At 69.8% G+C, this 11,432-nt stretch carries 8 protein-coding genes; 1 reads left to right on the top strand and 7 read right to left on the bottom strand.

Translation table 11 applies throughout. The features are described 5' to 3' along the window. The first annotated feature begins 132 nt into the window (after positions 1-132). Entirely contained in the window at positions 133-4,098 is a 3,966-nt protein-coding gene (eccCa, locus tag ACZ7FF_RS23525; RefSeq protein ID WP_470814212.1) for a type VII secretion protein EccCa, read from the top strand. A gap of 246 nt (positions 4,099-4,344) precedes the next feature. On the opposite strand, the gene ACZ7FF_RS23520 is transcribed toward eccCa, so the two are convergent. The 7 genes from ACZ7FF_RS23520 to eccB all read right to left on the bottom strand — a co-directional run bounded on the left by ACZ7FF_RS23520 (position 4,345) and on the right by eccB (position 11,398). Then, positions 4,345-4,650: a WXG100 family type VII secretion target gene (locus tag ACZ7FF_RS23520; protein WP_470814211.1), complete on the bottom strand. Its 306-nt coding sequence runs from the start codon at positions 4,648-4,650 to the stop codon at positions 4,345-4,347. 25 nt (positions 4,651-4,675) lie between these two features. Further along, positions 4,676-5,014, bottom strand: coding sequence for a WXG100 family type VII secretion target (locus ACZ7FF_RS23515; RefSeq protein ID WP_470814210.1), 339 nt, complete (start codon positions 5,012-5,014; stop codon positions 4,676-4,678). Positions 5,015-5,092: 78 nt separating this feature from the next. Beyond that, positions 5,093-6,250, bottom strand: coding sequence for a S8 family serine peptidase (locus ACZ7FF_RS23510; protein ID WP_470814209.1), 1,158 nt, complete (start codon positions 6,248-6,250; stop codon positions 5,093-5,095). An 87-nt stretch (positions 6,251-6,337) separates the two neighbouring features. Beyond that, a complete protein-coding gene (locus tag ACZ7FF_RS23505; protein ID WP_470814208.1) occupies positions 6,338-8,005 on the bottom strand; it encodes a WXG100 family type VII secretion target in 1,668 nt (555 codons plus the stop codon). Next, entirely contained in the window at positions 8,005-8,445 is a 441-nt protein-coding gene (locus ACZ7FF_RS23500; RefSeq protein WP_470814207.1) for a hypothetical protein, read from the bottom strand. Before ACZ7FF_RS23500 ends, ACZ7FF_RS23505 begins: the two co-directional genes overlap by 1 nt. A 153-nt stretch (positions 8,446-8,598) precedes the next feature. Beyond that, positions 8,599-9,831: a type VII secretion-associated serine protease mycosin gene (gene mycP / locus ACZ7FF_RS23495; RefSeq protein ID WP_470814206.1), complete on the bottom strand. Its 1,233-nt coding sequence runs from the start codon at positions 9,829-9,831 to the stop codon at positions 8,599-8,601. Positions 9,832-9,868: 37 nt separating this feature from the next. Next, positions 9,869-11,398 carry a type VII secretion protein EccB gene (gene eccB / locus ACZ7FF_RS23490; protein WP_470814205.1) on the bottom strand — a complete coding sequence of 510 codons (1,530 nt, stop codon included), beginning with the start codon at positions 11,396-11,398 and terminating at the stop codon, positions 9,869-9,871. Positions 11,399-11,432 lie beyond the last annotated feature (34 nt).

Below are 11,432 nucleotides of genomic sequence, written 5' to 3'. Positions count from 1 at the left end.
TCAAGCGAACACCCGGCACCCTACCCCCCACCGGTCACCGGTGAAGTCAGTAGGATCACGCGGCGGCCTGCGTCCGTCCATCAACGGGGGGCGGAGCTCATTCATGGGGCCCGGCAAAGGAATTGGGGAGCAGTGAGTCACATCGTCGTGAAGCGTCCGCCTCGGGCGCTGCCGTCCGAAGTGCCCACGGAAGAGGTCGTTCTCCAGCCTCCCCCGGAATTGCCCCGGGGTCCGCACGAGAGCGTCCTCATGCAGCTGCTGCCGACGCTCGGCATGGGCGGCTCGGTGGTCTTCTTCTTCACGAACGGACAGCCGTTCATGAAGATCATGGGCATGGTGATGATCGCGTCCACGGTCGCCATGTCCATCGCCATGGTGGTCCGCTTCCGGCGCGGTTCCCAGGGGCAACTCGCCGACGTGCGGCGCGACTACATGCGCTATCTGTCGCAGACGCGGCGCGCGGCGGTGGACACCGCGAAGGCGCAGCGCGATGCGCAGTACTACCAGCACCCCTCACCGGAACAGCTGTGGGCGCTGGTCGCCGAGGGCAGCCGGGTGTGGGAACGCAGGCCGGGCGACGAGGACTTCGCCCAGGTACGCATCGGACTGGGGTCGCAGGAACTGGCCACGCCGCTCGTCGCCCCCGAGACGGGCCCGGCCAGCCGGCTGGAACCGCTCGCCGCGGGGGCCATGGGGCGTTTCCTCGACGTGCACGGCACGCTGCACGACCTCCCGATGGCCGTGTCGCTGCGCGCCTTCTACCACCTCACCGTCAGCGGTGACGTGGACTGCGTTCGCTCCTGCGTCCGCGCCCTGACCGGTTCGCTGGCCGCGCTGCACTCGCCGCAGGACCTGATCCTCGCCGTGGCGGCCGGCCGCGACACGCTCCCGGAGTGGGAGTGGGTCAAATGGCTGCCGCACGCCCAGGCGGCCGGGACCGTGGACGGCGCGGGCACCCGCCGGCTGATCAGCTCGGACGCCCGTGACCTGGAAAGCCTGCTGTCCGCTCGCCTCTCCGGCCGCCCGCGCTTCCACCCGGGCGCCGCGCCGCTCCTCGACGAGCCCCACATCGTCATCGTTCTCGACGGTGCCTCCCTGCCCCCGGACTCCGCGCTGGCCAGCCTCGAAGGGCTGCAGGGCGTCACGGTGATCGAGGTCGTACCCGGCGAACCCACCGCGGCACGCGGCGACCTCGCGGTCGTCGTGCGGCCCACCGCCCTGCGCCTGGAGTCGGCGGGCGGCGAGTTCTACGAGGGCACGCCGGACACCCTGTCGTACGAGTCCGCCGAGGCCCTCGCCCGGCAACTGGCGCCGCTGCGCATCGCCTCCGGCGGTGACGACGACGAACCCCTGCTCGCCAACCTGGAGTTCACCGAGCTTCTCAACCTCGGGGACGCCGCCTCGGTGGACCCGCGGCGCACCTGGCGGCCGCGCGGGCTCGCCGAACGGTTGCGGGTGCCGATCGGCGTCGGTGTGGACGGCCGTCCCGTCATGCTGGACCTCAAGGAGGCCGCGCAGGAGGGCATGGGCCCGCACGGCCTGTGCGTCGGCGCGACCGGCTCCGGCAAGTCGGAGCTGCTGCGCACCCTGGTGCTCGGGCTGGCGGTGACCCATTCCTCCGAGACGCTGAACTTCGTCCTGGCCGACTTCAAGGGCGGTGCGACGTTCGCCGGCATGGCGCAGATGCCGCACGTGGCGGCGGTCATCACCAACCTGGCCGACGACCTCACCCTGGTCGACCGCATGGGCGACTCGATCCGCGGTGAGCTCAACCGCCGCCAGGAGATGCTTCGCGACGCGGGCAACTACGCCAACATCCACGACTACGAGAAGGCGCGCGCGGCCGGCGCCCCGCTCCAGCCGATCCCGTCCCTCGTCCTGGTGATCGACGAGTTCAGCGAGCTGCTGACCGCCAAGCCGGACTTCATCGAGATGTTCGTGCAGATCGGCCGCATCGGCCGCTCGCTGGGCGTACACCTGCTGCTGGCCTCGCAGCGTCTGGAGGAGGGCCGCCTGCGCGGCCTGGAGACGTACCTCTCGTACCGGATCGGTCTGCGCACCTTCTCGGCGGCCGAGTCCCGCGCCGCCCTCGGCGTCCCCGACGCCTATGAACTCCCCAACGTCCCCGGGTCCGGCTTCCTGAAGTTCGGCACGGACGAGATGGTGCGCTTCAAGGCGGCGTACGTCTCGGGCGTGTACCGCGCCGGGAACCGGCAGAGCGCCTCGGCCGGAGGGCCGCTGCCCGGCGACCGGCGGCCGGTGCTGTTCACGGCCGCGGAAGTGCCCGTGCAGTACGCACCGGTGCCGGAGCAGCGGACGGAACCGAAGCCGGGGGTCGACGACGCGCTCGCGGACACGGTGCTCGATGTGGTCGTGCGCCGGCTGGAGGCGCAGGGGCCCGCCGCCCACCGGGTGTGGCTGCCGCCGCTGGACAGCCCGCCCTCGCTGGACGGGCTGCTGCCCAAGCTCACGGCCGTACCCGAACGCGGGCTCACGCAGCCCGGCTACGAGGGCGCCGGACGCCTCGTCGTCCCCGCGGGCCTGGTCGACAAGCCGTACGAACAGCGCCGTGAGCCCCTGTGGCTCGACTTCTCGGGTGCCGCGGGCCATCTGCAGATCCTCGGCGGCCCACAGTCCGGCAAGTCCACGCTGCTGAGGTCGCTGATCTGTTCCTTCGCGCTGACGCACACGCCGCACGAGGTGCAGATCTACGGCCTGGACTTCGGTGGCGGCGCCATGGCGTCCGTGGCCGGCCTTCCGCACGTCGGCGGTGTCGCCTCCCGGCTCGACCCGGAGCGGGTGCGCCGTACCGTGTCGGAGGTGTTCGGCGTACTCCGGCGCCGCGAGGAGTACTTCCGGGCGTCGGGAATCGCGTCGATCGCGGACTTCCGCACCCGGCGGGCGCGCGGTGACATCTCGGTCACCGACCAGCCGTGGGGCGACGTGTTCCTGGTGATCGACGGCTGGGGCAACTTCCGGTCGGACTACGAGAGCCTCGAACCGGCCGTCCTCGAGATCGCGTCGCGAGGCCTCGGCTACGGCATCCACCTGATCCTCACGGCGTCGCGCTCGATGGAGGTCCGGGCCAACCTCAAGGACCACCTGATGAACCGCCTGGAGCTGCGCCTGGGTGACGTCATGGACTCGGAGATCGACCGCAAGGTCGCGGCGAACGTTCCGGCGGGTGTACCGGGGCGGGGTGTGTCGCCGCAGAAGCTGCACTTCATGGGGGCGGTGCCGAGGATCGACGGCCTGACGTCCGACACGGACCTGTCCGACGCGACGGCGGCCCTCGCGGCCGAGGTCTCCCGGCACTGGGAGGCGCCCGGGGCACCTCAGGTCCGGCTCCTGCCGCGGGAGCTCCCGGCGGAGCAGCTGCCCTCCGGGGACCGCTTCCCTCGAAACGGCGTGGCCTTCGCGCTCGACGAGGACAATCTCGAGCCGGTCTTCGTGGACTTCGAGCAGGACCCGTTCTTCCTGGTCTTCGGCGAGAGCGAGTCGGGCAAGTCGAACCTGCTGCGCATGCTCATCACACAGCTGACGCAGCGCTACTCCGGCGACGAGGCGAAGTTCTTCGTGGTCGACAACCGGCGGTCGCTGCTGGACGTCACCCCGGCCTCGCACCTGGCCGAGTACATCCCGATGTCGAACGCCATGGAGCATCACATGGTGGCCCTCGCCGACCTGATGAAGCGGCGCACGCCCACGGCCGACGTCACGGCCCAGCAACTGCGTGAGCGCAGCTGGTGGCGGGGTCCGACGGTGTACGTGGTCGTGGACGACTACGACCTGGTGTCGACGTCCAGCGGGAACCCGTTGGGCGGTCTCGCCGAGCTGCTGCCGTTCGCCCGTGACGTCGGCGTGCGGTTCATCCTCGCCCGGTCGACCGCGGGTGCGGGCCGGGCCTCGTTCGAGCCGTTCATGCAGCGGATGACGGAGCTGGGCGCGCAGGGCGTGGTGCTGGCGGGTGACCCGAGCGAGGGAGACCTCCTCGGCGGTGTGCGGCCACGGCCGATGCCGGCGGGCCGGGGGGTGTTCGTCTCCCGGAGGCGAGGGAAGATGCTGGTGCAGACCGGGTTGGTCGACGTCGACTACTGAGCGGCAACCAGGCTCACCGGCCACGACGGCCGACGGGGCGGGGCGCGTGCGCCCCGCCCCGCCCCGCTCCGTTTCACTCGGAGCCGCATCGCCTCGCGTGCAAGCGACGGTTCATCGGCGTACGGCGCCTTGGCGGTCGGTGCCGCCGGCAGGAGGCTGAGCGTCCGTCAGGGCTCCGCCGACATGGAGAAGCGGGGGTGGGCACCTCCCGCGCGTGCCCACCCCCGCTGTCCTACTGCGCGTGCCTCACTCGAAGTAGCTGGCGCCCTTGAGGTCGCCTCCGCGGTAGTCACCGCCGGCCGCGTGGACGCGCTGCGTGATGGAGAGCAGCGCCTGGTGGATGCCCGTGGCGTGCTCGTCCCACTTCTTCGACTTGCGCTGGAAGGCGTCGTACGCCTCACCGCTCCAGCCTTCGGCCACGTCGAGGACGCCCTTCTTCAGAGCGGTCAGGTCGTCCTCGAGCTGCTTGGCCACATTGCCGAGCTCGGTCGCCAGCGCGTCCAGGGCGCCGTACTTGACGGACAGATCCTGGTAGTGCGGTGTGCCGGTCATGTCTTCCTCTTCCCTTGGGGATCCGTCAGTACAGATTCAGCGCCGAGGTGCTCGCGCCGGCGTCCACCTCGATCTTGGAGATCGTCGAGTGAAGCTCGTCCTCGAGCTTGGTCTTGTCGCCCTTGTTGAGGCGGACGCCCTCAAGGAAGTCCTCGAGCATGCGCCCGATGGCTGCCATGTGCTGGTTGATCTCGTGCTGCTTCGACTTGAACGCGTTGGCGCCGTGACCCGTCCAGTTGGCCTCGATCATGTCGATCGTGCCCTGGAGCCTGCCGAGCTGCTTCTTGACGGAGTCGTATCGGTCGATGACGTTCGTCTGGAGCTTTTGTGCGTGATCATCTTGAAACTTACGGCCATCAGCCATTGCGGCACTCCCCTTCGTGAGAGCTGTACTTCGTCTTGTCCGGGCGTCACCGGGTGGTGGCGCCCCTTCTGCGAATCGTCAGGCGCGGCGTCGCGACCGGACGACGGCGAAGGCTGCGCCGCCGATCACCAGGAGCGCGGCCACCCCGCCGACGGCCACCCAGGGCAGGGAACCGCCGGACGACTTCGACGCTGCTCCGGTCGCCGAAGACCCGCCTTCCGACGTGGACTTGGGGGGCGACGAGGTGGAGGCGGAGGGCGAAACCCCTGCGTTGCCGAAGGAGTTCTCCTTGGCGAGCGGGTCGGCGTGCGCCGGGCCCGGGTTGTAGTGGGGGTTCTCCAGCACCTTCCGGGGACGGATGAGCCCGTAGCCGAGGTAGTTGCTGGGCGTGTCCTTGGGCCAGTCCCGGCCCGCGGTGTCGATGAGCGACCGGAGCACCTGGTCCGCGGTCCAGTCGGGGTGGGCGGACCAGATCAGGGCGGCGGAGGCGGAGGCTACGGCGGTGGCCATGCTGGTTCCGTTCCCGTGCACGCAGTATGAGCGGAAGGTCGCGTCACACCATTCGGGAACGTTTACACCGGGGGCCGTGATGTCGACAAAGCGTCCGTGGGTCGAGAACTTGCCGACGGTGCCCGACTTGTCGGAGGCCGCTACTCCGACTACGTAAGGGTAGGCGACCGGATATCCGGCGTGGTTCTTGGTGTCCGCGTCATTACCTTCGGCAGCGAACATCAACTTGCCTTTGGATGCGGCGTACTTCACCGCCGCCTCTTCGTCGTCATAACTGGCGTCACTCCCGAAGGACATGTTGATGATCTTGGCGTCGCTGTCGGCGATGGCCTTGATCACTGCGCCCACGTTAGGAGCCTTGTTCTCCTCAGACAGCGACAACCCCTCAATCGCGATGCGATAAGGAACAATTTTGGCGCCTGGAGCCAGCCCCTTCAGCCCTCCCTTGGCACCCGTACCGGCGATGATTTCGGCCATCGTGGTGCCATGGCCGTTGTTGTCCTTCGTGGCCCCGTAGGCGACGGATTTCGGCACTTCATCGGCCAGCACCTGCCCTTTGAGGGACGGAGTCGAGGGATTAACGCCTGAGTCGACTACAGCGACCTTGACTCCCTCGCCGGTACTCACCTTCCACATCTCGTCGGCCTTCATGGCCGACAGGTACCACTGCTGCGACTGGACGTCGGCGGCCGCCGCGCCGGGGGCCAGGCCCACCGGCAGAGCCATCAGTGCGCCGAGTGCTGCGCATACGGCGGTCACTCGTCTCGTGCTCGCTGACAACATGCCTCTCGTACGTCCTCGCTTCATCTGGTTCTACTCGGTCTCCGGCGCCTGCCGCCGACGTGCCGGCTTCCTGCCGCCGTCCCGAGCGGAGCCTCGCCTGACCGCGGAGGCGCGGCCCGGGACGTTCTCACCGGAGGCGCGACCGCCGTTCCTGGCCGTCGACGCCTTGCCACTGGTGGGCGTCACGGGCCTGCTCGACGCCTGTCCGGCGACGCCGCCTTCCTGCTCGGGCACCCCGATCACCCCGCGCTGCCCCGGCCGTTCCGCGGCGCGCGGGTTGGAGGAAGCGGTCTCGCCGCCGACGACCGTGCCCCGCGGCACCCTGGAGCCGTTCCCGGCCTGCGCGGGCGGTGTGGTCGGCCTGCCGCCGATGACACCGCTGGGCCGTGCCGCTCCGGTCGGGCCGGTACCGCCCACGCGCTCGGCGGGCATGCCGACGGTCCTGGGCGTTCCGCCGACGACACTACGGCCGACCGGCCCCTTGCCCACAGGAGCCTCGCCCATGGGCGCCCTGCCCACGGGAGTCCTGCCGACCGGCGACACGGGCTCACGCGTTCCGGCCTGGCCGGGCACGGCAGACCGCTCCAAGGGGCCGACAGGGCCGCGTCCCGTGCCACCACCGACTCGCGACGATCCGCCGACGGGCGTGGTCATACGCGTCGGCATCGCCCCCCGGGGGCCGCCTACTTGGCCGGTTCCGACGGGCAGTCCCACGGTCGGGGGAATGGGGCCGGTAGGGATGGGCGGAATCGGTCCCCCACCGCCGCCGACAGGGCCAGGCGCAGCCGGAGGTACGACAGGGACCGTCGGCTTCGCCGTGTCCGGCGGCAGCGTGCCGGTGCTGTCGATGTTCGTGCCCACGTGGGAAGGGTCCACGTGCACATGCCGCTCAGGAGGAAGTGCCACGTCGTGCAGCTTCTGCCCGGAGTCGGGAGTGGTCCTCGTGCCGGGATCAACCGGGGCGACAACGGAATGATGGCGGACTGGTTCCGCATTCCCGACGGCGACGGGACCCGGACGAGACGCCTGCCCGCCAGGGTCCTTATGCATGGCCTCGATGCTGGCCTGCGGCACCCCCATCTCCGGCATCTTCCCGAACGTAGGCGCCTGTTCGTCCCGTAGCGACTGGCCGGTCACCGTGTAGTACGACGCCAACCGGTTCATCTGGTTGATCGCCTCCTGACGGTGCCCCTCCACCTGTACGGCCGCCTGGTAGTCCTTGTTGGTGGCGACCTGGGCGACCACCGGGAAGGCGTCGGCGTTCTTCGGCATGAGCCGTGTGTCGCGGGGCGGCATGGACTTGCGTACGGAGGCGAGTCCGGTGCTGGCCGCCGTGATGTGCGCGCCCGTGTTCTCCACGTACACACCGAGCGTGTAGGCGTTGGTGACGAGGCCCGAGGCCCAGGTGTGGAACGCGGTGGCCGCCTCACCGTGCCAGTCGATCCGGCCGATGTGAGCGCTCAGTTCGTCGGCTGCGGCGTTGATCGCGTCCCTGGCGTCCCAGAGGGCCTTGCCCGCGTCCTCCAGGTGCTCCGGGTTCGCGGTCTCCACCATGTCGATCATGGCGTTCAGCTGGTGCTTCTCGAAATTGGTACGTCCGTGGTGAGCGACGCACGGTGCGTCCACGTCGTGGATCTCGGCCTGGGCCAGCTCGCGTTCCAGTTGGTAGCGGTCCGGCTGGCTGTGCTGGTCGCCCATCAGTACCCCGCCTTGGCCTGCTGCTGGTCGGTGCGCTTCTGATCGCCGCTCTGCTGCGCCTCGGCCTGCTGCTCGTCGATCTGTTCGTTGATCTGGGTCCGGATCTCGTGGAAACGGCGCCGGAGATCGTCCTCCAGCTTGTCGTAGCCGACGTCCGCCCCGTGCACGGCGATCTGCATCGCCTCGATCTGCAGCATCAGCGTCTGGGAGAGCGACCTGATGCGCTCGTGGACGGCGTGGTAGTGGGTGTGGAGATCGATGGCCTCGGCGAACTCGCCGCTGCCGCAGAACGAGGCAGGGGAGATCGTGTGCATCGCCACCTTCTTCGGAGCACCCGGCGAACGCTCGAACGTGTCGAGAAGGCCGTCCACGCGCGATTTGAAGGTCTTCAGTGCCTCCAGACCGCGCTTCAGGTCGCTCCCGCCCCCGTCAGGCAACACGTCGCGTCTCCCCCGTTCCTCTCCCCAGCCCGGGGCAGGCGCACCCCCCGAGCATTCGTTTTCGCAATGCTGTCACTCTAGTCAACGGAACTGACACCCCCAACTGACTTGTGTGACAACTCTGCTACTGCCACGCGGTCCTTCACGGATCGTTCACGGTTGCGGCTTCGCCGTCCCGCCGGCCACCGCTTTCCTGCGGGCGTCGCGGATGGCCACCGCGGCCCCGCCGAGGGCGGCCGCGAGGACGACCGCGCCCACGGAGACATACGTAGCCAGACGGGCGTTGCGTTCGTCCGCCGTCTCACCGAGTTCGAGCCGGGCCGGGGTCGGGGCCTCGGCACGGCTGAGGCCCTCGTGCGGCACGGGCCTCTCGATGGGCCGGTCGTCCTCCGTCAGGGCGCGGACCGGGTCGACGACGCCCCAGCCGACCAGGCGGTCGTGGCCCGCGACCGAGCGTTCCGCGGTCTGCTCGATCTGGGCGACGACCTCGCGCACCGTCCAGCCTGGGTGTTTCGCCTTGATGAGGGCGGCGACCCCGGCCACGTAAGGGGCGGAGAAACTGGTGCCGTTGTCGGAGCAGTGGCCGCCCTTGGGCACGGTGGAGATCATGTCGACCCCCGGCGCGGCGACGCCGACGAAGTCGCCGGACTGGGAGAAGGCGGCGCGCTCGTTGTTGCGGTCCGACGCGGCGACCGCCAGGACACCGGGGTACGACGCGGGATAGGTGCGTTTGTCGCTGCCGTCGACGCCGTCGTTGCCCGCGGAGGCGACCACGACGATTCCGTGGTCCAGGGCGTCGTTGACCGCGTTCTGCAGGCTGTCGCCCGGTGGCACGGCGTTCGCCGTGTCCTGGGAGATGTTGATCACCTGGGCCTTGACCTGGATCGCGTGCTGGATCGCCTGGGCGAGGGAGTTGGAGGTGCCGTGGCCCTCGGCGTCGTTCTGCTTGATAGGGACGATGGTGGCCTCGGGAGCGAGGCCGACGAAGCCGGTGCCCTTGGCGGGCCGGGCGGCGATGATGCCCGCCACGCGCGTGCCGTGCCCGACCGTGTCGGTCGTGCCGTACTTGTTGCCACGGTCGAGCGACTGGCCCTTGCTGTCCTTGCTGGGCAGGAGGTTCTCACCGAGGGACGCGTCCACGGCGTGGCTCAGCTGCGGGTTGGCCGTGTCGACGCCCGTGTCGATCACGGCCACCCTCACGCCCTTGCCCTTGGACTGGCTCCACAGTTCGTCGAGGTTGACGCGCTGCAGGGCCCAGGGGGTGCCGGTGTACTTCTTGTTGGGGAAGTTGCACTGGTCGCTGAAGGAGTCGGCCGCGGCGGGCGGCGCCAGTGCCACGGTGGCGGTGCACAGCGTGGCGGCCGCGACCGCCACGGTGCGGAGCATGCGCGAAGACGACGGCACGTACGACACCCCGCCCCTCCTACGAGCCCTGCGGCTGACTCGCCGCCGTGGTCGACAGGCGCGGTCCCGTCGGCAGGAACAGGGACCAGGCCACCGGGACCGGAGCAGGCTCCACGTCGGAGTACCCGAGGCGGATCTGGGCCAGTTGGGCCTCCTGCCGCAGCTCCTGGCGCTGCTTCGGGGTCATGCCGTACTCGGTGCCGTTCGAGTCGCTGTCGGCGTTGGACTGCATGGCGTAGCGCAGGCCGGTGTCGGTGACGAGGAAGACCCCGCCGACCTTGGTGTCCGTGCCCTGGTACTGGCGGTAGAGCTGGCCGGACCCGGGGGTCACGTAGGCACTCGACGACCCGGTGGGGAGCGTGGCCGGGAAGTCCGTGCCGGCCCAGGTGCTCAGGGTGGTCTTCGTGCCGTCACCCTTGTCGACGTGCCGCAGGACGTTGCAGACGGTGTTGCGGCTCCCGCCCGCGGCACCCGCGTCGTTGACGACCTCAGGAGCGAGGCTCGGCCACTTGTGGTCGCCCGCGAAGGCGGTCGTACCGGGCTCGAACGCGCCGGCGCTGACGTCGAGGGCGTTTCCGGCCTGGCCGAGACCGACCAGGTCCCTGCTGTTGAGGAGCAGCTTCGCGGTGAAGTCCGAGACGGGCAGGGCCTTGCCCTGCTCGACGACGTAGTACTGCTGGTGGTCGCCGTTGGGCGCACGGAGGACCATGCCGACGCGGTTCGCCCGGGCCGGGAGGCTGCCCTGGACGCCTGCCGGGGCGCTCACGCTTCCGTCGATCTTCGGGAACTCGACCGGATCACCCTTGTGAAGGGTGTCGAGCCAGTCCTGGGACACCTGCTCGGGCTGCCGTCCCGAGCCGACCAGGGTGCGGAGCAGCAGTTCGTTGTTCTTGTCTACCTCGTAGGCGGTGCCGCCCGCGTCCACGATGTAGCGGGTCCCGTGCGGGTCGGCGACGTACAGGACATCGCCGCCGCCGAGCTTCTGGTGCCCCTCGGTCCTGCTCATGTCGCGTGCGGCGAGGACGAACGCCGCCTTCTGGACTGCCGTGCCGCCCGCGCTCGGACGCTCGCAGACGGCCCAGCGCTTCGCCGCGCCGGCCTCCTGGCTGGAGGGCAGGCGGTCGGGGGCATAGGGGATGCCGATGGTGACGCCGTGCGGAATCTTTCCGTTGTCCAGGATCGACTCGTCGACGGTGACCACTTCGCCCTTGCCGTCGGCGAGGAGGAGTTTCGCCGATGCCATGTTGAGCACCGGATGCAGTTCGGTCTTGCCCTTCGTGGTGAGGACGACGTACCGGGTGGTGGACCTGCTGGCGATGATCACCTTTTCACCCGGCGTGTCCCAGCCCTGCGGCGCGGTCGGCCGGAACATGCCCCAGGCGCCGAACACCGCCATGACGACCACGCCGACGATGGTGCTGGGCAGGATCGCCCGCAGGGGCTTGGGGGCCCCCTCCTCCGAGCCGTCGGAGGAAGGCTGGACGAACGCCGCGAGCATGCGCTGCTTCGCAAAGGTATAGGCGTTGAGTTGATCCCGCCGAGATGCCATCTGCCCCTGATTCTCCCCGTGTGCCGTCCCGGTG

It is taken from the genome of Streptomyces sp. NPDC037126 (assembly GCF_055605965.1).
This window is presented reverse-complemented; position numbering and strand designations above follow the sequence as displayed.

Excerpts from the sequence above, each read along its gene's own strand:
- ACZ7FF_RS23520 (WP_470814211.1), bottom strand. The coding sequence starts at position 4,650 with ATGACCGGCACACCGCACTACCAGGATCTGTCCGTCAAGTACGGCGCC.
- ACZ7FF_RS23515 (WP_470814210.1), bottom strand. The coding sequence starts at position 5,014 with ATGGCTGATGGCCGTAAGTTTCAAGATGATCACGCACAAAAGCTCCAG.
- ACZ7FF_RS23510 (WP_470814209.1), bottom strand. The coding sequence starts at position 6,250 with ATGGCTCTGCCGGTGGGCCTGGCCCCCGGCGCGGCGGCCGCCGACGTC.
- ACZ7FF_RS23505 (WP_470814208.1), bottom strand. The coding sequence starts at position 8,005 with ATGGGCGACCAGCACAGCCAGCCGGACCGCTACCAACTGGAACGCGAG.
- mycP (WP_470814206.1), bottom strand. The coding sequence starts at position 9,831 with ATGCTCCGCACCGTGGCGGTCGCGGCCGCCACGCTGTGCACCGCCACC.
- eccB (WP_470814205.1), bottom strand. The coding sequence starts at position 11,398 with ATGGCATCTCGGCGGGATCAACTCAACGCCTATACCTTTGCGAAGCAG.